General features: G+C 31.8%; 25 protein-coding genes. 16 read left to right on the top strand and 9 right to left on the bottom strand.

Going from position 1 to position 24,278, the window contains the following annotated elements:
• Window positions 1-16 precede the first annotated feature (16 nt).
• A complete protein-coding gene (locus tag EV196_RS04205) occupies window positions 17-892 on the bottom strand; it encodes an aldose 1-epimerase family protein (RefSeq protein WP_132215252.1) in 876 nt (291 codons plus the stop codon).
• A 171-nt stretch (window positions 893-1,063) separates the two neighbouring features.
• Entirely contained in the window at window positions 1,064-2,692 is a 1,629-nt protein-coding gene (locus EV196_RS04200; protein ID WP_132215250.1) for an acyl-CoA carboxylase subunit beta, read from the bottom strand.
• Between the two features lie 147 nt (window positions 2,693-2,839).
• Between EV196_RS04200 and EV196_RS04195 the strand changes: the two genes are divergently transcribed.
• From EV196_RS04195 to EV196_RS04180, 4 genes are all read left to right on the top strand, one after another.
• On the top strand, window positions 2,840-3,370 hold the full coding sequence (locus EV196_RS04195; protein WP_132215248.1) for an NADPH-dependent FMN reductase: 531 nt from the start codon (window positions 2,840-2,842) through the stop codon (window positions 3,368-3,370).
• Window positions 3,371-3,373: 3 nt separating this feature from the next.
• The gene (locus EV196_RS04190; RefSeq protein ID WP_132215246.1) at window positions 3,374-3,658 is read left to right on the top strand and encodes a GNAT family N-acetyltransferase; all 285 of its coding nucleotides are present in this window, start codon (window positions 3,374-3,376) and stop codon (window positions 3,656-3,658) included.
• Window positions 3,659-3,670: 12 nt separating this feature from the next.
• Window positions 3,671-4,108, top strand: a complete 438-nt coding sequence (locus EV196_RS04185; protein ID WP_132215244.1) for a MarR family winged helix-turn-helix transcriptional regulator — start codon at window positions 3,671-3,673, stop codon at window positions 4,106-4,108.
• 76 nt (window positions 4,109-4,184) lie between these two features.
• Window positions 4,185-4,907 (top strand): pirin family protein, encoded by a 723-nt coding sequence (locus EV196_RS04180; RefSeq protein WP_132215242.1) that lies wholly within the window; start codon window positions 4,185-4,187, stop codon window positions 4,905-4,907.
• A gap of 132 nt (window positions 4,908-5,039) precedes the next feature.
• On the opposite strand, the gene EV196_RS04175 is transcribed toward EV196_RS04180, so the two are convergent.
• On the bottom strand, window positions 5,040-6,641 hold the full coding sequence (locus EV196_RS04175) for a glycoside hydrolase family 10 protein (RefSeq protein WP_132215240.1): 1,602 nt from the start codon (window positions 6,639-6,641) through the stop codon (window positions 5,040-5,042).
• A 462-nt stretch (window positions 6,642-7,103) separates the two neighbouring features.
• Here EV196_RS04175 and EV196_RS04170 point away from each other — a divergent pair, with 462 nt between their 5' ends.
• Together EV196_RS04170 and ettA are read left to right on the top strand one after the other, a co-directional pair.
• A complete protein-coding gene (locus EV196_RS04170; protein ID WP_132215238.1) occupies window positions 7,104-7,286 on the top strand; it encodes a CAL67264 family membrane protein in 183 nt (60 codons plus the stop codon).
• 84 nt (window positions 7,287-7,370) lie between these two features.
• On the top strand, window positions 7,371-9,062 hold the full coding sequence (ettA, locus tag EV196_RS04165; protein ID WP_132215236.1) for an energy-dependent translational throttle protein EttA: 1,692 nt from the start codon (window positions 7,371-7,373) through the stop codon (window positions 9,060-9,062).
• Between the two features lie 36 nt (window positions 9,063-9,098).
• Here ettA and EV196_RS04160 read toward each other — a convergent pair whose 3' ends face one another.
• Window positions 9,099-9,296 (bottom strand): hypothetical protein, encoded by a 198-nt coding sequence (locus EV196_RS04160; RefSeq protein WP_132215234.1) that lies wholly within the window; start codon window positions 9,294-9,296, stop codon window positions 9,099-9,101.
• Between the two features lie 220 nt (window positions 9,297-9,516).
• Complete coding sequence (locus EV196_RS04155) at window positions 9,517-9,726, bottom strand: hypothetical protein (protein WP_243652176.1); 210 nt, start codon at window positions 9,724-9,726, stop codon at window positions 9,517-9,519.
• 307 nt (window positions 9,727-10,033) lie between these two features.
• Here EV196_RS04155 and EV196_RS04150 point away from each other — a divergent pair, with 307 nt between their 5' ends.
• Together EV196_RS04150 and EV196_RS04145 are read left to right on the top strand one after the other, a co-directional pair.
• Entirely contained in the window at window positions 10,034-10,621 is a 588-nt protein-coding gene (locus tag EV196_RS04150; RefSeq protein WP_132215230.1) for an NUDIX domain-containing protein, read from the top strand.
• 59 nt (window positions 10,622-10,680) lie between these two features.
• A complete protein-coding gene (locus EV196_RS04145; protein WP_132215228.1) occupies window positions 10,681-11,175 on the top strand; it encodes a hypothetical protein in 495 nt (164 codons plus the stop codon).
• A 26-nt stretch (window positions 11,176-11,201) separates the two neighbouring features.
• Here the strand turns inward: EV196_RS04145 and EV196_RS04140 are convergent, their stop codons facing one another.
• On the bottom strand, window positions 11,202-12,221 hold the full coding sequence (locus EV196_RS04140; RefSeq protein ID WP_132215226.1) for a formimidoylglutamase: 1,020 nt from the start codon (window positions 12,219-12,221) through the stop codon (window positions 11,202-11,204).
• Window positions 12,222-12,337: 116 nt separating this feature from the next.
• Between EV196_RS04140 and EV196_RS04135 the strand changes: the two genes are divergently transcribed.
• Entirely contained in the window at window positions 12,338-13,222 is an 885-nt protein-coding gene (locus EV196_RS04135) for a chromosome partitioning protein ParA (protein ID WP_132215224.1), read from the top strand.
• A gap of 122 nt (window positions 13,223-13,344) precedes the next feature.
• Window positions 13,345-13,860: a lipocalin family protein gene (locus EV196_RS04130; protein WP_132215222.1), complete on the top strand. Its 516-nt coding sequence runs from the start codon at window positions 13,345-13,347 to the stop codon at window positions 13,858-13,860.
• A 74-nt stretch (window positions 13,861-13,934) separates the two neighbouring features.
• Here the strand turns inward: EV196_RS04130 and EV196_RS04125 are convergent, their stop codons facing one another.
• Window positions 13,935-14,432, bottom strand: a complete 498-nt coding sequence (locus tag EV196_RS04125) for a nicotinate-nucleotide adenylyltransferase (protein ID WP_132215220.1) — start codon at window positions 14,430-14,432, stop codon at window positions 13,935-13,937.
• Window positions 14,433-14,728: 296 nt separating this feature from the next.
• Here EV196_RS04125 and EV196_RS04120 point away from each other — a divergent pair, with 296 nt between their 5' ends.
• Together EV196_RS04120 and EV196_RS04115 are read left to right on the top strand one after the other, a co-directional pair.
• Window positions 14,729-15,676, top strand: coding sequence for an NAD(P)H-dependent flavin oxidoreductase (locus EV196_RS04120; RefSeq protein WP_132215218.1), 948 nt, complete (start codon window positions 14,729-14,731; stop codon window positions 15,674-15,676).
• A gap of 231 nt (window positions 15,677-15,907) precedes the next feature.
• The gene (locus EV196_RS04115) at window positions 15,908-17,344 is read left to right on the top strand and encodes an MFS transporter (protein ID WP_132215216.1); all 1,437 of its coding nucleotides are present in this window, start codon (window positions 15,908-15,910) and stop codon (window positions 17,342-17,344) included.
• Between the two features lie 81 nt (window positions 17,345-17,425).
• On the opposite strand, the gene EV196_RS04110 is transcribed toward EV196_RS04115, so the two are convergent.
• Window positions 17,426-19,438, bottom strand: coding sequence for a DUF3857 domain-containing protein (locus EV196_RS04110; protein WP_207902810.1), 2,013 nt, complete (start codon window positions 19,436-19,438; stop codon window positions 17,426-17,428).
• Window positions 19,439-19,598: 160 nt separating this feature from the next.
• On the bottom strand, window positions 19,599-20,171 hold the full coding sequence (locus tag EV196_RS04105; protein WP_132215212.1) for a GNAT family N-acetyltransferase: 573 nt from the start codon (window positions 20,169-20,171) through the stop codon (window positions 19,599-19,601).
• Window positions 20,172-20,280: 109 nt separating this feature from the next.
• Between EV196_RS04105 and EV196_RS04100 the strand changes: the two genes are divergently transcribed.
• The 4 genes from EV196_RS04100 (at window position 20,281) to EV196_RS04085 (ending at window position 24,080) form a co-directional block, all read left to right on the top strand.
• On the top strand, window positions 20,281-20,706 hold the full coding sequence (locus EV196_RS04100) for a PaaI family thioesterase (protein WP_132215210.1): 426 nt from the start codon (window positions 20,281-20,283) through the stop codon (window positions 20,704-20,706).
• A 3-nt stretch (window positions 20,707-20,709) separates the two neighbouring features.
• On the top strand, window positions 20,710-21,825 hold the full coding sequence (locus tag EV196_RS04095) for a chorismate-binding protein (RefSeq protein WP_132215208.1): 1,116 nt from the start codon (window positions 20,710-20,712) through the stop codon (window positions 21,823-21,825).
• A gap of 50 nt (window positions 21,826-21,875) precedes the next feature.
• Window positions 21,876-23,636 (top strand): 2-succinyl-5-enolpyruvyl-6-hydroxy-3-cyclohexene-1-carboxylate synthase, encoded by a 1,761-nt coding sequence (gene menD, locus EV196_RS04090; protein ID WP_132215206.1) that lies wholly within the window; start codon window positions 21,876-21,878, stop codon window positions 23,634-23,636.
• Between the two features lie 105 nt (window positions 23,637-23,741).
• Window positions 23,742-24,080: a DUF2853 family protein gene (locus EV196_RS04085; RefSeq protein WP_132215204.1), complete on the top strand. Its 339-nt coding sequence runs from the start codon at window positions 23,742-23,744 to the stop codon at window positions 24,078-24,080.
• Window positions 24,081-24,278 lie beyond the last annotated feature (198 nt).

The raw sequence follows: 24,278 nt of genomic DNA, 5'->3' as shown, positions 1-24,278 counted from the left end.
GTGTAAAACATAGTATTTAATGTATTTCAATACTATAGCTTGCTTTAAAGGTTTCGCTCGTAGGTAATTTTATAATTCCTTCTTTGGTGCAGAAGTCTTGGTTCGTGTCATCATTATCAGCAATACCTAACCATGGTTCGATACACACATAATCGCCCGTTGGTTTTGCCCAAATGCCTAAATAATCAAAATCATGATACCTTACCGTTAAAATATCTCCGTGTGTTTTACTATTTAAAGTCACTTTTTTAGACTGTAAGTCTTTAAAAATAAGGGCGTCATCATTAAATAATTCGTGTGTTAATGGCAATATATTTGTGTTGTTAAAAACGAGTTTGGTTTTGGCTGAAATAAGTCCGTTTGCCATATTTATGAGGTGTGTTTTGGAGGTTTCGGTACGTTCAAAAACTAAAGCATAATCTTCATACGCTTCATTTTCAAACACAGGACATTTAAAAGCGGGATGCCCACCAACTGAAAAGTATAGTGATTTTTCATCTAAATTTTTAACGGTGTGAATTACTTCAATAGTGCTATTAGTAAGCTTATAGGTGATGAAAAATTCAAACTTAAACGGATATATTTTTAAAGTATCTTCATTATAACTCAACTTGAAAGTTAAACTATTTGCGGTTTTTTCGTGTAACACCACAGTATTGTTATTTCTAACCATACCATGTTTTGGTAAGTTGTACGCTTTACCTTCAAAAATATAGGTATCGTTTTTTAAAGCACCAATGATAGGGAATAGGTTAGGAGCAAAACTTGCCCAAACATTTGGGTCGGCATTCCACATATATTCGGTGCTATTTTTTACAGAGGTTATATTGCATAACTCGGCGCCAATGGTATTTACAGCTATTTTAAGTTGGTTATTTTCTAGAGTGTGCATAAAAAGTATGTATTAATCTAAAGGTATAATTAATGTTTTGTAAAATGAATGTTTTTGAATCATACTGAATTTAATCTGCTTCGAATTTACTGTAACGAAGTATTCCCTTTTAAAGTTTTCAACGGCACTTCTTACAACGAAAGCATGATTCACTTTTTAGAAAGTTTTATTTTAAACTTGTATAACTCCCAAATTAAATGGTTTTTCAATAGGCGCATGGTTTGCAGCTTCAATTCCCATGCTTATCCATTTTCTGGTGTCTAAAGGATCTATAATAGCATCGGTCCAAATACGTGAGGCAGCGTAATATGGAGATACTTGATTGTCGTATCGGTCTTTAATTTTGTTGTAAAGTGCTTCTTCTTTTTCTTTGGTTATTTTTTCACCTTTCTTTTCTAATGATGCTTTTTCAATTTGAAGTAAAACTTTTGCTGCTGAATTTCCGCTCATTACAGCAAGTTCGGCACTGGGCCATGAAACAATTAATCTTGGGTCGTAAGCCTTTCCGCACATAGCGTAATTACCTGCGCCATAGCTATTTCCAATAATAATTGTGAATTTGGGAACCACCGAATTACTAACGGCATTCACCATTTTAGCGCCATCTTTAATAATGCCACCATGCTCACTTTTACTACCAACCATAAAACCTGTAACATCTTGTAAAAATACGAGCGGAATTTTTTTCTGATTACAATTTGCTATAAAACGGGTGGCTTTATCGGCACTATCATTATAAATAACACCTCCAAATTGCATTTCACCTTTGGCATTTTTAACCAATTTACGTTGGTTAGCAACAATACCAACTGCCCAACCATCAATTCTGGCATAACAGGTTATAATGGTTTTCCCGTAGCCAACTTTATATTCATCAAATTCCGAATTATCAACCAAACGCTTAATAATGTCGTGCATATCGTATTGATCTGCTCTCGATTTTGGTAAAATACCGTAAATATCTTCAGGGTTTTCTTTGGGTTTTGCAGCGTCAATTCTATTGTAACCAGCTTTGTCGTAATCGCCAATTTTATCAATAATATTTTTAATAGTATCTAAAGCATCTTTGTCATCTTTCGCCTTATAATCGGTTACTCCAGAAATTTCACAATGCGTAGTGGCACCTCCTAAAGTTTCATTATCAATAGTTTCGCCAATGGCAGCTTTCACTAAGTAACTTCCAGCTAAAAATATACTGCCCGTTTTATCTACAATAAGGGCTTCATCACTCATAATTGGTAAATAAGCACCACCAGCAACACAACTACCCATTACAGCCGCAATTTGGGTAATGCCCATGCTGCTCATTACGGCGTTATTTCTAAAAATACGTCCAAAATGTTCTTTGTCAGGGAAAATTTCATCCTGCAATGGTAAATACACGCCGGCACTATCTACCAAATAAATAATTGGTAAACGGTTTTCAATAGCAATTTCTTGAGCTCTTAAATTCTTTTTGGCAGTAATAGGAAACCAAGCTCCAGCTTTTACCGTAGCATCATTAGCAACAACAACACATTGTTTTCCTTTTATATATCCAATTTTTACAACAACACCAGCAGACGGACAACCACCATGCGATTCGTACATGTCTTCTCCTGCAAAAGCAGCTATTTCAATAGATTTTGAATTTGGGTCCAACAAATAATTAACACGCTCATGTGCCGTCATTTTACCTTTGGCATGTTGTTTTTCAATACTCTTTTTCCCACCTCCTAAATGCACTTTAGCAAGACGATTATTTAGTTGTGATACTAAAAGTTTGTTGTAATCTTCGTTTTTGTTGAAGTTTAAATCCATTGCTATTTTGTTTGAAGCTAAAATACAAAAGTTTCAATGATACTATTATTTTATTGTTAATGTTTTATTAAATAATATTACATGGAAATAGTTTCCTTGGAAACTAAATATATTTTTTATACTTTTGCGTTAATAAAATATATAAATATGAAACATATAATAGCCTTTGCAGGCAGTAATAGTAAAGAATCTATCAATAAACAATTAGTTACTTATGCTTCTAGTTTAGTTGAAAATGTAAAAGCAACCATATTAGATTTAAACGATTTTGAATTGCCTATTTATGGTATTGATTTGGAAAAGGAGCAAGGTATTCCTAAAAACGCACATAAATTTTTACAGATAATAAAAGATAGTGATGGGATTTTGCTTTCATTGGCAGAGCATAATGGCGCTTATTCTACCGCTTTTAAAAATCTATTTGATTGGATGACCCGGATAGAAGGAAAAATGTTTTTTGACAAGCCTATGTTGCTAATGGCGACATCGCCAGGGGGTAGAGGTGGAGCATCAGTTTTAGAAATCGCTAAAAGTAGATTCCCATTTCACGACGCTAGCATCATTGAGGTTTTTTCATTGCCATTTTTCGGGGATAACTTTTCGGAAGGAAAAATCACAAATGATGATTTAGATGAACAATTAAAAAATGCTGTTAAACAATTTGAGAAAAGCTTATAAATTATGGAAATAAAGCACACAGATAACGAAGCAAAAGGCGTTTTTTACATTGAAAAAGAAGGTGAAAGGGTAGCTGAAATGACCTATTTACATGAAAAACCAAATAAGATTATTATTGATCATACTGAAGTTAGCGAAACCCTGAAAGGTAAAGGTGTTGGATATAAATTAATAGAAGCATCCGTTCAATATATGCGTGATAATAATTTAAAAGTGAATCCAACATGTTCATTTGCAAAAGCAATTTTTGATAAAAAGCATGAAGAATACAGTGATGTTTTATCTTAAATAATTTAGAAAATGGGAGACATTAGTAAAGATATCAATTCAACATTTCCAAATAACAAAATTAAAGCATTGTTGAATATTTTATATACAGCCAATTGGATTTCTAGCTATCAAAATGAATTTTTTAAGATTTACGGTATTTCACCTCAACAATATAATATTTTAAGAATATTAAAAGGAGCTGGCCAGTCAATAAATGTACAAGATATAAAAGATAGAATGATAGAGCGCGCACCAAATGCAACAAGGTTAATGGATAAGCTTTGTGCTAAAAATTATATTGATCGTTTGCCCAGTGAGTTCGATAGGCGTGTGGTTAAAATAGCAATAACCAAAGAAGGGAAAGCCCTTTTAGATGCCATTCCAGATAGTTTGAATAACGATTTGTTAAAAAATTTAAATGAAGCAGAAGCAGAACAATTAAGTAATTTACTTGATAAAATGCGTTAATTCCTGCGAAATCAGGAATCTATTGAAAAAAACAAAATGATTTTCGCTTTCTCGGAAATGAAAAAATATATTAAAAATGAAAACGATACTACATAAAGCTACCGAACGCGGTTTTGCAAACCACGGTTGGTTACAGGCAAACCATTCATTTAGTTTTGCTAGTTATAACAACCCAGAAAAAGTGCATTTTGGAGCCTTACGTGTTTTAAATGACGATATTATTGCGCCAAAAATGGGTTTTGGAACACATCCGCATGATAATATGGAAATTATTACCATTCCTTTAAAAGGTGTTTTAAAACACAAAGACAATATGGGTGATGAATGGATTCCAGTGTTACCAAACGAAGTTCAAATTATGAGTGCTGGAAAAGGTGTGCAGCATTCTGAAATCAATGGTTCTGTTAATGACCATTTAAGTTTATTTCAAATTTGGATATTTCCTGATAAACAGAATGTTGAACCTCGATACGACCAAAAGAAATTTAATGGAAATGAAAGAAAAAATAAGCTTCAAACTCTTGTAACTTCTATAGATGAAATACACGAAGGTAGTTTGAAAATTCATCAAGATGCTATCATTTCAAGAATTGATTTAGATAAAAATCATGATTTTGAATATAAACTTAAAACTGAAAATCATGGTGTTTATATAATGAATATTCACGGTAAAGTATCAATTGATGCTCATGTTTTAGAAACTCGTGATGCTCTTGGGGTTTCTAGTACAGATGTTTTTAGCATTAAAGCTTCAGAAGATTCTGCCTTACTTTTTATTGAAGTCCCCATGGAGTTTTAGGTAAAAAGCTATTTCTAAATTTTAAAATTAATAGAATTTCAACGGACTTATCTTTTTAAAGATTTGTCCGTTTTTTTTGTTAAGTTTCTTCAATTAAAATCTATCGAAAATAAGTTTTTCAAAAGTGAGCTTCTAATTTATAAAATCAACTCCTTGAACGGGATTCGTTACTAGTTCATTCACTTTCTTGGTTACAATGCTAAATGAATTAGTAGCTGTAAAATCGCCTGCTTCGTTATTGTTTTTATCTAATGATGTAACAACAAAAACTTTAGCAGCTAATTGTTCTTCGGTTAATACCAATTCATTTCCAGCGACAATATCTAGTATTTTTGATCCATCATTCATCTTGGAAATTGCTTCATCTGCATTATCAAAAGCATAAACAACATATTTTACAGGTAAATCTCCATCTGGAGCTGCTTCAGGAATATCCCATAAAATCTTTAAAGGTTCAAATCTAATATTGGCGGGTTTCATTGGGCTAATATCATCTTTGCCTAATCCTAAAACGGGCGGCGCAAAAGATTTGTATTTAAAATGCGAGTTATTTAAAACGCTATTTATTCCTTTTAAATTATTTTTTATAGCAGTATAACTATATGCTATTTGCCCAAAAGTAGCATCCATGTAAGGCTGTCTATTTTGATTTATTTGGTTTTGAATTTCTGAAATTTCCCAAGGATTTTTATGCTCAATTTTATAAAATGCTTGACTAACATACAATTGTTTGCAATAAAGTTTTGCTTGATCGTTCCACCATTTTGAAAGTGCAATATAATCTTGTTTTTTCTCTATTTCCCAATATAATTGAGGTGCTAGGTAATCTATTTTATTTGAATTTAACCAAGCAAGTGGATCACAATATAATGCACTGAACGAGGAGGTGCCTTTAATCCCAGATGGTGTGTCCGATTTCCATATACCAAACGGACTTACACCAAATACAATGTTTTTATTTTTAGTAGTATTAATGGTTTGTAAGGCATCGTAAACCATTCCAATCATAAGGTTTACATTATTTCTGCGCCAATCTTCAATGGTTTTAATATTGGCGGGATTATGCTCTTTAAACGTTTTTGCATCTTGAGGCAGAGTTTCCATACCAGCATAAGGATAGAAATAGTCATCAAAATGAATACCATCTACGTCATATCTATTTGCAATGTCTTTAACTACATCTACTATATAATCTCTTACTTCAGGAAGTCCAGGATTTAGCATTTTTAATAATAAAGCTTTGTCCGTGTTATTAATTTTAGCTTGAAACGTCCAATTTGGATGTAAATTTGCCACGTTATTTGGGGCTAATTCCATGGTTGGCGTTTGTTTAACTCGGTACGGGTTTAACCAAGCGTGTAAATCGAGCCCACGTGCATGGGCTTCGGTTACTGCAAATTCCAAGGGATCCCAAAATGGGGATGGTGCTTTTCCTTGCGTTCCTGTAAGCCAATAAGACCAAGGGTCTATTGATGAGGCATATAAAGCATCACTTTCTGGACGTATCTGTAAAAAAACCGTGTTGTAACCGTTTGCTTTTAAATCATCTAAAATTGCAATGAGTTCTGCTTGTTGTACGGCAGGTGTTGCTTTTTTGTTTGTTGGCCAAGACAAACTAGAAATGGAAGGTATGAAAATACCTCTTAAATCTCCTTTTGGAGCAACGGTTTCTTTGTTTACTTGTGCTTGTATAGCAAGACAAAAAAACAGAAAATAAGGGGCTAATATTTTCATATTGTTTGATAAAAATAAAATTGTTTTGAAATTTAACAGTCGTTGAGTTCGTTCATTACTTACTTAACTGAAAATATGTTTTTGTAATCGGTACTTAATTAAAAGCAGTAAATTTATATAATTTACAAACACGAATTTAAATTTTTACAAAATAAATGCAGACTAAATGAATTTATTATCAGATTAAGTGTAGCGTCTGCATATTTTAACTATAAAAATTAGTTTTCATTCAATTAAAATTAAACTTTTAAAAGAATGCTTTTTTGTTTAAAAATACGATATTTGTGCTGTTAATTTGCGCAAGGGATTGCAGCGGCATTCTTTTTTATGTGTTCGAGACACCTCTTGTGGTGTTATAAAATTAAAAACGCATTAAAATGATATAGCCTTCGGCTCCGCTCTGGATAAACTCCAAACCCGACCTTTTTTTAGGTTGCGCCCAAAAAACTAAACAACTTAATTATGGCAATGAATAAAAATACAGTATTGGCTTGGGCTACTTGGATTATGATTGTAGTAGGTTTAATTTTAATTGGTCTGGGTGCTTTTAGGTACAATGATGTGGCTGGTTGGGGTTTTGCATCTGTTGGTATTGGTTTTTTTGCCATTGCATGGGTTTTTAATGCACTAAAAGGACGTGTATAATAAAAGTTTAGTCGAAAGTTTTGGGTTATTTAGTCTATAAATAACTTAACATTAAACAGCTTAACAACAAAAAAACAATCAACAATGAGTGACGATAAGAAAGTAATCTTCTCGATGTCTGGTTTAACCAAGACATTTCAAGGGGCAAATACCCCAGTTTTAAAAAATATTTATTTGAGTTTCTTTTACGGAGCTAAAATTGGTATTTTAGGTTTAAATGGTTCTGGTAAATCGACCTTACTTAAAATAATTGCAGGTGTTGAAAAGAATTATCAAGGTGACGTTACGTTTTTACAAGATTATTCGGTTGGTTATTTAGAGCAAGAGCCACAGCTTGATGAGAACAAAACCGTTTTGGAAATTGTAAAAGAAGGTGCTGCGGAAACCGTTGCTATTCTAGATGAATACAATAAAATAAACGATATGTTTGGTTTGGAAGAAGTGTATTCGAACCCAGACAAAATGGATAAATTGATGGCTAGACAAGCAGAGCTTCAAGATAAAATTGATGCTTCTAATGCTTGGGAATTAGACACCAAGTTAGAAATTGCCATGGATGCCCTTAGAACACCCGATGGTGATAAAAAAATTAGCGTGCTTTCTGGTGGTGAACGCAGACGTGTTGCTTTATGCCGTTTGCTTTTACAAGAGCCAGATGTGTTATTATTAGATGAGCCTACCAACCACTTGGATGCAGAATCGGTACATTGGTTAGAACATCATTTAGCGCAATATAAAGGAACGGTGATTGCCGTAACCCATGATAGGTACTTTCTAGATAATGTTGCTGGTTGGATTTTAGAATTGGATAGAGGTGAAGGCATTCCTTGGAAAGGAAATTATTCATCGTGGTTAGATCAAAAATCGAAGCGTTTAGCACAGGAAAGCAAAACGGCATCTAAACGTCAAAAAACATTAGAACGTGAGTTGGAATGGGTGCGTCAAGGAGCAAAAGGACGCCAAACTAAGCAAAAAGCACGTTTACAGAATTACGATAAATTATTGAGTCAAGACCAAAAACAGCTTGATGAAAAACTGGAAATTTACATTCCAAACGGCCCACGTTTAGGCACCAATGTTATTGAAGCCGTTGGTGTAAGTAAAGGCTTTGATGATAAGCTGCTTTATGAAGATTTAAATTTCAAATTACCTCAAGCAGGAATTGTTGGAGTTATCGGACCCAATGGTGCGGGTAAAACCACTATTTTTAGAATGATAATGGGTGAACAAACACCAGATAAAGGCGAATTTGTGGTTGGTGAAACTGCCAAAATAGCTTATGTGGATCAAGCGCATTCTAATATTGATCCTGAAAAAACCATTTGGCAAAATTTTAGTGATGAGCAAGAACTTGTTTTAATGGGCGGACGTGAAGTAAATTCTCGTGCTTATTTAAGTAGATTTAACTTTTCAGGTGGAGAACAGAATAAAAAAGTAAAACTGCTTTCGGGTGGTGAGCGTAACCGACTTCATTTAGCCATGACACTTAAAGAAGAAGGTAACGTATTGCTTTTAGATGAGCCTACTAATGATCTTGATGTAAATACATTACGTGCTTTAGAAGAAGGTTTGGAAAACTTTGCAGGTTGTGCCGTAGTTATATCGCATGATAGATGGTTTTTAGATAGAATCTGTACCCATATTTTAGCTTTTGAAGGCGATTCGCAAGTATATTTCTTTGAAGGTAGTTTTAGTGAATATGAAGAAAACAAAAAGAAACGTTTGGGTGGCGATTTAACACCAAAACGTATTAAATATAAAAAGTTAGTACGTTAAAAAGTATAGACGCGCTCACTGAAAAGTGGGCGTTTTTTATTCATAAAGATGACCAGAGCCTAACTTATAATTTGATAGATCTATATCATCAATTGATTTTAAATTTTTATCAAATTCCTTAATATTCTTACTCCATTGTTTTTCTGGAGTAATAGTATAAAGACCTCTTTTGGTTCTAAAAGCAAAAAGTAAAATTACTATATTAAAAATAGATAGGATTAGAATAGATTCCATAACAGAGTTTGGGTTTAAATAGATTAGATTTTATTCTTATAAATATGTCCAGTCCCTAGTTTATATCCATAAAAATCAATTTTCATTATATAATCCTTATTAGAATCAAACTTTTTCAATTCAATTTTTATTTGCTTACCTAATGTTATTCTCCGATATAACAATTCAATAAAATAAGTTGCAATAAACGCGAAAAGGATAGTTGCCATATTTATTATTTTTAATTACCACCATACATATGGCCATCGGTAAAATCTTTATATTTTTCTTCAGCCCTTGCCATTTCCTCACTTATTTTATCGAGGCGTTCATTTTCTTTTTTAAGCTTATAAGATTTTCTAACTCCTAAAACTAATAATATGGAAAAGAAAACAACAACAATAATTAAAATGGTTACAATATCAGATTGGCTTATCAAAAGTAATATCATTTGAAAGCAGGTTAAAAAATTTGAGAGCATAGTCAGTGCAAAGTTTGTTTAATAGCTTCTCAAATATAGTGTAAATTATTCACTAAACAATTATAAATGATGGCGTTGAAATCTATAAAGTAAGTCTTATATCACAAATAAAACATGTAATTATTACTTATCTAAATGGTTAAAGACTGAAAAATGAAACAATGGTTTGATAATTAATTTTATCAGAATTTATTAACAATATTGAAATAATGTAGTCATTTAATAATTTTTACCGAAATTGCTTCACATATTTTAAAAAACTCATTTAACATTCACTATGCCATCTGAAAAATTAAAAAACATAAAAAAGGAACTACTTTCCAACCATTATTACACATTAAATAAGCTAACTTTTGATTATAAATTAAGCAATGGAAACTGGGTAACACAGGTTAGAGAATGTTATGATAGAGGAGATGGTGCCGGTATTTTACTTTATAATAAAGAAAAAGGCAGTATCATTTTAACAAAACAGTTTAGAATGCCTACGTTTTTAAATGATAATAAAGATGGTATGTTAGTTGAAATTTGTGCTGGCATGTTAGATAAAGATAACCCAGAAGCTTGTATAATAAGAGAAACGGAAGAAGAAGTTGGGTATAGGTTGAAAGAAGTTAAAAAAATTTTTGAAGCTTATTCGTCGCCTGGAGTTATGACCGAGAAAATGCATTTTTTTATTGGAGAATATACCGAAGCCATGAAAGTAAATGAAGGTGGCGGTTTAGAAAGTGAACACGAAGATATTGAAGTTTTAGAATTACCATTTACAGAAGCTGTTACAATGCTTAATAATGGTGAGATAACCGATACTAGAACTATTGTTTTATTGCAATATGCGATAATACATAAACTTTTGGATAAATAATAAAGCTTATTTAGTGTAACATTTTAATTTGTTCATGTACTTATAAATAAAAATTTGTTATGGGATACATGGGCTTTGGGATGCAAAGTTGGATTTATAAAAAATGCAACAGAAAGCCATTTGCCAAGAGACATAAATTGCCTTCATTTTCACCACTTCAAAAGTATTCAAGGGATTTTGGTATAAAACCTCATGAAGATGAAGATCAGGTTAAAAGAAAGAATGCTATCCTTACTATAGTTATTGTATTGTCCTTTTTAATGCTATGCGGTGTCCTTTTTAAGCAGTTTTATGTTTACTCAACTAATCATTCAAAGTCTATAACTGCCCACTATCGTTTAGAAAATGAAAAAGCATTTAATTATTTATACGATTCAGGAATTAGAAGATTGAGTCATAATAATTTAATAGGTGCTTATTCGGAATTGAAGTTAGCCTGTCAAATAGATTCTAAAAATGAAGAATTAAATAAATTATTGATAGAAACATTAAGTGCACTTTGCTCTAAAGACTTAAAATATTGTATAGAATTAGAAAATCTCTTAAAAAAATAACATATCAAAGTAACAAATTACTTTAATTAACTTTCATACGCTTCAATAAAATCGGTAATTAAATAAGTTATAAGTTTTCCAACCTGTGTTTCTGTTTTCTTTGTAGGTGCCGCTTCGCAAATATGTAAATAACGTGCGTTTTCATATTTACCAAAATAAGAAACATAACTTCTGGCTTTATTAACGCTAAAACCACTAGGTGTCATAGCACTACTAGGTATATTTTCTATTGCATCGCAATCTAGTTCAATACCAAAATTTTTATTGGTAACATGGTTGGAAGCACGTTCAAGCTCTTCCTTAAACTTCAATTCTTTACCAACAGCTATATCTTCAAATATATTATATTTAATTAATTTGAATTTCTTCAGCGATTTAAACAAGGTGTCCGGAGTAAAATTTCGTTGTAAACCGAAAATAAAATAATTATTTAAAAATCCTTCCGCGTAAGCGTAACTAAATCCGTTTCCGCTATGGCGTCCTTCTTCGGCTCTAAAATCGGAATGCACATCAAAATTTATAACGTTAATAGTTTTTTTTAAGGCTAAACTGGTGCCTTTTATGTTGCCGTAGGCATTGTTATGTCCGCCACCAATAATAATAGGTTTTTTTCCTGCCGAAACAATTTGTTGAACAATATATGTAACGTGTTTATCTATTTCGCTTACTATTTTTCTGGCTTTGGAAATGCTTTTCTTTTTGGAACTATCTAATTCTGAAACTTTTAATTGTTCTTCTGAAAAATCCAGATGCCCTAAAATTAAAACCTTGTTGGCCTTTGTAAATTCATTGCTTTGTATGTTCAATAACACATTTAAAGTAGCGTCCCAAGCTTTTGATGTACCCGTCTTTCCGAAGTTTGCATACACGCCAACATCTTCAGGCAAACCAATAATTACATGTGTAACATCCAAATTTAAAAGTTGGTCGTATATATTGGAAATGCTGGTTAATATTTGAATATGTTCACCAAATTTGGATTCGCCTTGGCGTTTGTTTAATAACTCATTTAAAGCGGTATTGTTAAATAAAACCAGTTTATCCATAAAAAAAGTAAATAAATTTCAAATAAAAATACATCATTATTTATTTAAAGCATTAAAAAAACAAAGAATTATAATTAAAAAACACTAGATTTTAAAAAGATTAAAAACAAGTAATTATGGAAAACAACAAAAGTAGTATGGGACTTAAAGTAGCATTGGGTATTGCATTGGTTCTATTTTTAGGAACTGCATTCTACACAATGAATTTGTATCAAAGCAGCTCGAAAACTCAACAAGACTTAACAGAGCAAAAACAATTAGTAATGAACGATTTAAACGCGATGGCTAAACAATACGATGAAGCTATTGGCGAAAATGAAGTTGCTAATAACGATTTAATTGAAGCAAGAGCGCGTATTCAAGGATTAATTGATTCATTAAAAATTTCTGAAACTAATATAAAAAGTTTATGGAGCTACAAACAAAAATACGTTTCATTACAAAAAGAAATGGATGTTTTATTAGCTGAAAACGATAAATTAAAAATTCAAAATTCATATTTAGCAACCTCTTTAGATAGTACACGTGTTCGTTTAGAAGAGCGTACTATATTTACCGATTCTTTACTAATACAAAACAATGCATTAGCTGAAGTTGTTTCAAATGCAGCCGTATTAGGAGCCGTAAATATGAAAGGGTTTGGAGTTATTGAAAGAACTTCAGGTAAATTAATTCCAACAGAAAGAGCAAGTAGAACCGATAAAATTAGAGTATGTTTTACAGTGCCTAAAAACAAATTAGTTCAATCTGGTGACCAAGAGCTATATGTTCAAGTTATAGACCCAAAAAGTAATACTTTAGGTTTAAACGAGCAAGTAAGATTTGGAGATAAAGCTTTAAACTACAGCATAGTAAGTAAATTTAATTACGAAAACACTAGCTTAGATGTTTGCGAGTTTGTTGCTGCAAAAGGTAAAACTGAATTTCAAAAAGGACGTTATATTATTAATGTTTATAATGAAAAGGATTTAGTTGCTACTTCTGAGTTTACTTTAAAATAATAAATTTCTAAAATTTATTTAAAAAAACGCAAGTATAATACTTGCGTTTTTTTTTTGTTTATTTAGTTATTGATGTAATAAAAATATTATATTTGATGCAATAATTTATAAAAACCCAAATCATGAAAAAAATTACAATTTTATTTATTGCGTTAGCATTAGCGCTTAGTTCTTGTTCCAGTGACGATTCATTGGATATCTCTGGAGACTTGGTTGGTACTTGGATAGGAGTCGATGTAGACTATACTGGTAGTACAGAAACAACGGTTTCAGGAGAAAAAATCAAAGCAACATTTGTTGGAGAAGCATATGATGTCGATTATTCATTAGTATTTACTGAAAATCCAAACGAGGTGGTTTCAGATGGTTCGTACAGTGTAAAATTAACCACTAAGTATAATGGTGAAACTGAAGTTTCAAATACTGAAAATCTTACATTTCTAAGTTCAGGGAGTTGGAATAAATCTGGAAATAAATTGACAATTGAAGATGATAACGAAACTACTACAGCAACAATTTTAGAGCTTACAGATACCACATTAAAAATAGCTATCAGTCAAACTGAAAATATTTCAGAACAAGGGCTAACATTTAAGTATGATGTTAAAGTAATAGCTACTTATATAAGACAAAATTAATTTTATAGAAAATAAAACGAAAACGCAACCATATTGGTTGCGTTTTTTGGTTTAGTTATGGTAAAGTAAGTACTTTAAATAAATTCGCCAGTATGGTTTGTTTTAATGTTTAAAACTTTATCGTCATTTATAATTTTAATTTTATAAACTTTTTTAGTTACACCTTTATCGTACTGATAACTAACATGATATGTGTCTTCTAAAACTGCCCAATTAGGAAAACGTTTTGAAATGGCTTGAAGCACCTCTAAAGGTAATCGTACGTTTTTATATTTTTCTTTTGTTCTTAATACTTTTCCTTCAACACTGTATTCAGCTATGGCATTTCCGTCTGAAGTGTTAAATTCAATAGTATAAGCTACTTCTCCGTCTCTATCAATGTCTTTAGCATCGCACTTATAATCTTTTACTTTTGCCTGTATTTTTTGAACGGGTAATGCTTCCGTGTTATGGTTAGTCGCTTCCACATAATTGTAATTAGCAACAACTTCAACTTCTTTTAATTCGATAGATTGTGAATGCATTTGGATGGTAAATCCAAAAATTATTAAACCTAAAAATATATTTTTCATGATATTAAATTTATAAAAATTATTCACGAATTTAGAATAATATACAAGTTTAAAATATGATAAATATCATCAAATCAGAAACTTAAGGCGTTGTAACATGTTATGCACGCATAACATATTGATAATCAGGTATTATGCATGCATAATATTTTTTAATTTTTTTAAAGTTAAATAAAAGTGATTCCTAAATAGGTGTTTATAGAAATAAAAAATGGATGTAATTCCTATTTTTATTCTAATAAACTCAAAAATTATGCGTGCATAATATTTTATTATATTTGTTCAAAACAATAGTTATGGAAACGAAACTAACCGAACTTCTCAAAATAAAATATCCTATTATTCAAGCTCCCATGTTTTTGGTATCAAATACCACTATGGTTATTGAAGCCATGAAAAGCGGTATTGCAGGTTGTATTCCAGCTCTTAATTACAGAACGTTAGATGAGTTAAAAACAGTAGTAATTGAGTTGAAAAAAGCGAAAGTTGCAGGCGGTTCTTTTGGTTTTAATCTTATTGTAAACAAATCGAACATTAAGTATAAAGAGCAGTTACGTGTATTGTGTGAAGAAGGTTGCGATTTTATTATTACATCCCTAGGAAGTCCTGAAGAAACCATCAAGCAAGCACATAAAGTAGGAATTAAGGTGTTTTGTGACGTGGTAGATTTAAAATTTGCTCAAAAAGTAGAAGATTTAGGTGCCGATGCTATTATAGCCGTTAATAATGAAGCAGGCGGACACCGAGGAAATTTATCGCCTGAAGTTCTCATTAAAGAGTTGGTTTCTAATTGCAATATTCCAATTATTTCGGCAGGTGGTGTTGGGTGTAAAGCAGATATTGATAAAATGTTGGCTTATGGTGCAGAAGGTGTTTCAGTAGGAAGTCCGTTTATAGCATCGGTTGAGGCGAATGTTACAGATGAATATAAACAAGCTTGTATCCAGTATGGCGCTAAAGATATTGTTATGACTGAACGCATTTCAGGAACACCATGTACAGTCATTAATACGCCTTATGTGCAAAAAATAGGGACAAAAACAACTTGGTTAGAATCTATTTTAAACAAGCATAAAAAGCTTAAAAAATGGGTAAAAATGATTCGTTTTTCAATTGGTATGAAAGCTACTGAAAAAGCAGCGACTCAAGCTACTTATAAAACGGTTTGGGTAGCCGGACCAAGTATTGAGCATACAAATGCTATTTTACCGACAAAAGAAATCATTAAGAAACTTACAGAGTAGAATGTAAGTTTTTATCCAATAGTTTTCAAAAACATAAAAAAACGCAGCTGAATTACCTCAAAAAGGGTAGGTTATTTATGCTTTTTGGCTTTAAAATTTGTTGGAATATTAGTTGAACTTCATCCAGTTTATGTGAATTGTGTAATATTTTTAAATTATATTGAAAATTTGATTTTATTTAATCCATAAAAAATATATTTACACTTATTTTAAAAATCCTAAAACTTAATTATGAGTTCTGAAAATTCAACTACTAAATGGGGTCAGTTCGTTCCACTGGTTACTGTTTTCTTTTTTTGGGGGTTTGTTGCTGCAAGTAACGATATCCTAATTCCAGTATTTAAAAAAGCATTTGATTTGACCCAAGGTGAAAGTCAACTGGTTTCCCTAGCATTTTACATTGCATATACGGTAGGTTCGCTTATATATATGGGAATTTCAATTTTAATGAAACAAGATATAATCAATAAAATTGGTTATAAAAACGGACTTGTACTAGGGCTTATTATATCAGCTTTAGGAACTTTACTGTTTTATCCAGCAGCAAATACGGGCTCGTTTGCACTCATGCTATCTGGGTTGTTTATTGTTGCTTTAGGGTTTTCATTACAACAAACAGTTGCAAATCCATTAGCAATTGCACTAGGACCTATTTCAACAGGTTCTCAACGTTTAACATTGGCAGGTGGTATTAATAATTTTGGTACTACAATCGGTCCTCTAATTGTGAGTTTTGCCATTTTTGGATCATCCATAGGTAAAACAACCAATATGAGTATCGAGAGTGTTAAAATACCTTACTTGGTTTTAGGTTTAGCATTCTTATTGGTTGCGGTTTTATTAAAATTTTCGTCGCTACCCGATAAACCAGAGACTATAGTTGAAGAAGAAGGAAGTTTAAATAAGGCTAGATCGTCTGCATTAAAATATCCACAGCTGGTATTGGGAATGATAGGTATTTTTGTATATGTTGGGGTAGAAGTTTCTACTGCAAGTAATTTACCTGCATATATGGAAACTGAATTGGGATTTGCAATATCTGATATTGCACCTTACATTTCGTTGTATTGGGCAAGTTTAATGATTGGACGCTGGACGGGTGCTGTTGAAGCGTTTACTAACGATATTAGCCTTCGTAAAATATTAAGGTTTATTGCGCCTTACCTTGCCTTCGGCGTGTTTTTAGCCGTAAATGCCATTGCAAAACACGATTTAACACCCTTTTATGTGTATGCCTTAATCATTTTAGTATTAATTGCGGCAGATATTGCCAGTAAAGGAAATCCGGCGCGTATGCTATTAATATTTTCGCTTTTGGGAATTTTAGCTTTAGGCATTGGCATGTCTTCAGATGGTATGATTAGTGTTTATGCTTTTACGAGTGTTGGGTTATTTTGTAGTACGCTTTGGCCTTGTATTTTTACATTGGCAGTTAGTGGCTTAGGAAATAATACAAGTCAAGGAAGTAGCTTTTTAATCATGATGATTATGGGAGGTGGTATTGTTAGCTGGTTACAAGGTTATGTTTCTGAAAGTATAGGGATTCAGGCAAGTTACATTGTTGGAATTCTCTGTTTTGCCTATTTAGCATTTTATGCATGGCGAGTTAAAGGAATTTTAAGATCGCAAGGAATAAGTTTCGATGAAAAAATTGCTGGTGGTCATTAAACCATTTTTAAAATAATTGTAAAAAAATCCTAATTTTCTGATTAGGATTTTTTTATTCGTTTTACATAAGAAATGTAATTTTTAATTTGCTTTTTTCTTTCCAAAGTACCAAAATACAAGTAAGATAAAAACAACAATAACACAAAGGCCTAATGAGAATTTAAAAACAGTCATTATACCTGCCAGTAAATTAGTGTTGCTGTTAGAGGATACGAGTGAATTAGAGTAATTTTCAGGAACATAAATTTGATATGAAGTCGTCTGGTCTATTTTTTTTACATCTTGAATATACTGCTTGTATTCATTTTTAGTAATGTGGTCTTTTTGGGTTTTTAAATAGTAGTAAAGGTCTAATGTTTTTTGTTTTCTGTTATAATTTACCTTCCATTCGTAATAAAAACCAGGAGAAGTAACAAATAATTTATCATCTTCAATATTCCAATCCATTGGAAGGTTAATTTTTATTTGATGCTCTCTAATCATTGGGTATATAATGTCCAATTCAGAATCTCTTTTGTCTTTTGAAGGTATATACAATGAATTTAACATGCTACTAGGTGTAAAGGTTACCGAAATAAAATTTCCTTTTTCAGGCATGGGGTGCCAAATACTATCTAAAGCGTATTCTTCATATACTTTAAAAATGTTACGGTTTATGTTATCGGCATATCGTGGTGATTGGGATGAAGACACATTGTAATAATAGTTAGAATAAAATTTTTCATATTCTTTTTCAATGGAATTGATGCTATTGTTTTTAAAATAGTACCGCATATTATCGGCTTCACCTTCATAATAGGTGGTTACTACTTTTAATGACGCACCTTTACCCAGTTCCTTAATGGTATATTCTTCAAATATTTCAATTTTATTTTCAGAATAGGGCTTAATCTCATCAAAAGAATCATTACCTTTTTTAAGAACTAAACCATAGGCATAATCTGGAAAATGAGTACTATCATGCTCACCACCTTGGTTGGTTATTGTAGGGTCGTACCAAAACGCTTTATCATTTATAACTTTTACAACACAATGGTCAAAAAGTTTAGGAGATGGTAATAATTGTTTAATGCTTTGCTTTAAAAGAGTATTTACAAACATGGGGTACGCTTCAATATCCATTTTGTTTAGCATGGTGGTCATTAACAAACTTTTGTCTTTGCAGTCACCAAAACGTTGTTTAAAAACCTGATTTGGAGAAAATGGTTTATAACTTCCAATACCAGATTCTAAACCCAAGTATCTAATTTCATTTTGCACAAAATTTAAAGTTGCTTTTATTTTCTCGCCATTGGTTTCATTTGAATTGTTTATTTCATTAATTTTTGCTTGTAATTCAGCGTTTATAGGTTCGTTAATTTTATATACATCCAAACCCCAATTAACAACATCGTTCCATGAATTAAATTCACTTACAAAAACCGACTCATAAATTAGTTTCCATGCAGGCGTATTTTCTTCATAGTCTAATTTCTTGGTATTGGTAGTAACCCAATTGTATTTGTTTAAATTATTTACTTTTGAAATTGTGGGTTTTACCGATGTGTTAAATGATTTATATTTTAATTCGTTTTGCGAAAGAAGTGTCACATTTATTTTTCCGTAGGACTCCATGTCGTTCAAATAAAAATGGCTGGAGAAAATGTTTTTGTGTATGGGGTTAAAACCAATGATGGAGTAGGAGTAATCTATAATATCATCGGTTCTTACGTCCGAAATATTCATCACAGCAGATAGGGAACCATCGTATAAATGGTTTTCAGCGTTTAGTTCCCGTCTCATTTCTTGAATATTCGCAAGATCCAATTTGTTTATAACTTCATCATTTCTAATAATATTTATTTTATGAAACATTAATTTTTGATAAGTTGGATCATAATTAATATTGATAGTTGATGCATTTTGAATACCAACATTATCTGTAACTTTAGTAGTAAGCCTATTAAAAACGACTTGTTTAGGAATGTTAACTTGCATATCGAAAAGTAAAACATGCGTTCCGGCAGATACTTCATTTTTATCTATTTCAGATTTTGAATAATTAATGGTATCAATCCAAGATGGTTCATTTTCTTTTGATACTTGTGAGTACATTTTTGAAAAAAAACAGGAAATAAGAAATAGAACGGTAAAAATGCGTCTCATAAGTAGAATTGTTTTATTGAAGTAAATGTAATTTTTTGTAATTTACCTACAAATTTATTGTGTTGAAAATCATTTTTAATCGTTTAATTATAAAATCATCTGATGATGTTTAAAACCCATCAAAAACACCATTTTTAATATCGTTCCATTCCTCTTTCAAAATACCATAACAGCACGTATTCCGTTTAAAACCGTCAAGCATCAACGTGTCTTTCCGTAAAATGCCTTCTAGTTTTGCGCCCAGTTTTTCTACTGCTTTTCTCGATTTTATATTACGTTCATCAACGCGAAACTCTACCTTATCAAACTCCAAAGTTTCAAATGCATATTGTAACATTAAAAACTTCATGTGTTTATTCAATCCGCTTCCATGAAATTGGGTGCCAATCCAAGTCCAGCCTATGTGCAATACTTTGTTTTTCCAGTTAATAAGTCCGAAACGCGTACAACCTGCATAACTATTTGTCTGTTTGTCAAAAATTATAAAAGGTATAGCTGTTTTATGTTTATAATCGTCAATGGCAGTTTTTACATAAGTTTTTAAATCTTCGGGAGTATCAATTTTACTGGGCGAATAGTACACCAAGTGGGGTTGTTTAGCGATATCTAAAAGATGTTTGTAATTATTTAAATCTAAAAGCGACAACTTAACACGTTGGTTTTCTAATGTTGATACATTCATAATCTATCATTTTTACTAAGTGGAAAACTTTATAATTGAAACTGATTTTTTACAGTCTTTACAGGTGCATTTTGTATTTTTGCAAGCACGATTAAAAATACACTATTTTATGATTTTAACTAAAGAAAATGTTATAGCAAAAGCAAATGCAGCTAGTAAAAACACTTTAATGGAAACATTAAATATTGAAATTATAGATTATGGTGATGATTTTTTAGTGGCTCGCATGCCCGTAAACTCAAGGGTGCACCAACCAGATGGCGTTTTGCATGGTGGAGCTACAGCTGCTTTAGCCGAAAGCGTAGGAAGTTTTGCATCACATATTTTTATTGATACCGAGAAGTTTTTTATACGCGGTATAGAAATTTCTGCTAACCATATAAAAAGTATAAAAGAAGGCTTTGTATATGCAAAAGCAACGTTTATACACAAAGGAAGAACCACGCAATTATTGGATATTAGAGTAACCGATGAAGCAGATAATTTAATATCGGTTTGTAAACTATCAACCATTTCATTACCAAAAAAGAGCTAATTAATGACTTTGGAAGATTTTTTTACCCGTATTGAAACCCAATACACCAATAAATTGCCGTTTGTTGTATATAGAAAACCGCGAGAAAGTAAATTAAATGCGTTGCTTCAGTCAACCAATCAACTACATATTATAAATGATTTTACTGAAAAAGGTTTTGTTTTTGCTCCATTTAATGATGCCGAAACTTCAGTTTTAATTCCTTTTGATGGTTCTGAGTTTGTTTCTTCACATTATGAACTATTGCCAGTTGGTGAAATTTCCAAAAAAAATAAGGTTTTAGATGAAAAAGAAAAGGTTCGGCATATAGACCTTGTAAATAAAGCCATTGACGCCATAAAAAATAAGGCGTTTAAAAAAGTGGTTTTATCAAGACAAGAGCTGGTTTTAGTAGGAAAAACCAATCCTTTATTTTTATTTAAGAAACTTTTAAATACATATACATCATCGTTTAATTATTGTTGGTACCATCCCCAAGTAGGTTTATGGTTGGGAGCAACCCCAGAAACACTTGTGAAAATTGAAGGTAACCAGTTTTCAATAATGGCATTGGCAGGTACACAGGTTTACCAAGGAAGTTTAGATGTCGCATGGCAGAATAAAGAAATAGAAGAACAAAAATTTGTAACCGATTTTATAGTTGACAGCTTAAAACCTTCGGTTGAAAGCTTAACTGTTTCAGATACCGAAACCGTAAAAGCTGGTAATTTGGTACATTTAAAAACCATGATTTCGGCACGCTTAAAATCCAATTCCACATTAAAGGATATTATTTGTACCATTCACCCAACACCAGCCGTTTGCGGTGTTCCAAAAGATATAGCAAAACAATTCATTTTAAAAAATGAAAACTACAATAGAGAGTTTTACACTGGTTTTTTAGGTGAATTAAACTTTGAAATTACTACTGCACCTCGTTCTGGCAAGCGAAATATTGAAAATAGAGCTTACGCCATCACCAAAAAAAGCACACAATTGTATGTTAATTTACGCTGTATGCAACTAAAAAATGACGAAGCTATAATATATGTAGGCGGTGGTATAACAGAAAATTCGAATCCAGAAAGTGAATGGGAAGAAACTGTATCAAAATCTTTAATTATTAAAAATATTTTGTAATGAGCTTATTTTAAGCTCTATTTATTACATTTACATCTTGATTTAAGTATATGATTTACCCAAAAATTCCTCTTGCGCAAACCGTTATTGAGCTTTTTAAAGCTAAAGGTATAAAGCATATTGTTATCTCTCCAGGTAGTAGAAATGCGCCTTTAACCATTGGTTTTACCAACAATCCTTTTTTTACGTGTTATAGCATTGTAGACGAACGTAGTGCTGCATTTTTTGCTATGGGTATTGCACAACAATTAAAAGTGCCCACAGCTGTGGTTTGTACCTCAGGCAGTGCTTTGGCTAACTATTATCCAGCTGTTACCGAGGCTTATTTTAGCAACATTCCATTGGTGGTTGTATCTGCCGATAGACCAAAGCATTTAATTGGCATTGGCGACGGACAAACCATTAACCAAAAAAATATTTTCGAGAGCCATATTCTATATTCGGTTAACCTTAAGTTGGATATTAAGGATGAAAATAATATTCCTGGAAATGAAGATTTGCCCATGTTGAAAAACCTAGAAGGTAAATTGGAGCGTTTTTTAGGCTTGCAAAAAGACATTCAAACACATAATGAAGAAGAAATTAATGAGGCTTTAAACTTTGCCTTAGTTAAAAATGGTCCTGTACATATTAACGTTCCTTTTGATGAACCGCTTTATATAACAGTTGAAAAATTACGAATAAACCCTAAAGCAACAAAACCAACTATAAAAACTAAAGCAATTGAAGATTATGTTTTGAATGAATGTTTGGAGGATTGGAATTCTGCCTCCAAAAAAATGATACTTGTGGGCGTTAATGCTCCCAATGAAATTGAACAAAAATGGTTAAACGAATTGGCGGATGATGATAGTGTTGTTGTGTTTACAGAAACCACGTCTAATTTATATCATGAAAGCTTTTTTTCGTCGATCGATCAAATTATTTCTCCATTAACCGAGGAAGAAAAAAAGGCACTACAGCCAGATATACTATTAACCTTTGGAGGTTTAATAGTATCTAAAAAAATAAAAACATTGTTACGTAAATTTCAACCAAAATACCATTGGCATATTGATGAAAAAATGGCGAACGATACGTTTTTCTGTTTAAGCAATCATATTGATGTAACACCCAATCAGTTCTTTTCTGCATTTTTGCCTAAAATAACACATTATGTAAAAAGTAGTTACAACGCTACTTGGAAAGAAATTAAGAAAAACCGTTTAGTTAAGCATGAGGAATATTTAGCAACAGCACCTTTTTCCGATTTTAAGGTGTTTGATATTTTGTTTAAAAACATACCGTATAATCAAATATTACAAATAGGAAATAGTTCTGCCATTCGTTATTCACAGTTATTCCCCGTTAATGATACTTTACAAATTTTTTGTAATAGAGGTACCAGCGGTATAGATGGATGTACATCTACCGCCATTGGTTGTGCGGTAGTACATGAAAAACCTACAACTTTAATTACTGGCGATTTAAGTTTTTTTTACGACAGCAATGCTTTATGGAACGCTTACATTCCTAAAAACTTTAGGATTATTATTGTAAATAACCAAGGAGGAGGTATTTTTAGAATACTTCCAGGACACAAAAACACAGAAAATTTTGAAACTTTTTTTGAGGCAACTCATAATTTAAATGCAAGTCATTTATGTAAAATGTACGGATTTGCATATGAAAGTGTTTCAGAAGAAGAACCTTTACAACAGTGTTTAAATGAATTTTTTAAGGAAGGAGATGGCCCTAAATTGTTGGAAATTTTCACGCCGAAAGATATTAATGATGATGTGCTACTTCAATATTTTGAATATTTAAAATAAATGAGATTGTGACTTTCTTTTTTTTATTGTGTCTAAAAAATAGCTATCTTTAAGACAGTTAAGAATTTGATTATTTTATTAACATATTAAAAACAACAATTTATTATGAGTAAACGCGATGAACTTATTGCAAAGTATGCTGCCGATTTAAAAGAAAAATGCGGTGTTACAGCAGACATGGATTTATTAACTAAAGTTACAATTGGTTGTGGTCCATCAATTTATAATGCAGATGCTGCTACGGTTTCAGGATCGGATGAAAGCGAGCTGGCAACTGTTAAGAACAATTTCTTAATTAAGAAATTAGGATTAAAAGACAGCGCCGATTTGGATAAAGGATTAGCTGCTGTTATTGAGCAATATGGTAAGTCGAACCGTAATAAATACAGAGCGGTTGTTTATTATTTATTAACAAAACATTTCAAAAAAGAGTCTGTTTATTAATTTTAATAGATTTATATAATTATAGGGCGTTACAAATTTAAATTGTAACGCTTTTTTTTTGATTTTACTATTAGAAATAAACAAAATGCTATGGGTTAAGTAATTATATGGCGAATATGCCCGCGTTAGGGGTTGTACTGGAAAGCCCACAGCGACGTAGGAGCGAGGACTTGGAAGGGAAAACCCGACCCGCTAGGG

The sequence above is a fragment of the Mariniflexile fucanivorans genome, from assembly GCF_004341235.1.
Classification (GTDB): domain Bacteria; phylum Bacteroidota; class Bacteroidia; order Flavobacteriales; family Flavobacteriaceae; genus Mariniflexile; species Mariniflexile fucanivorans.
This window is presented reverse-complemented; position numbering and strand designations above follow the sequence as displayed.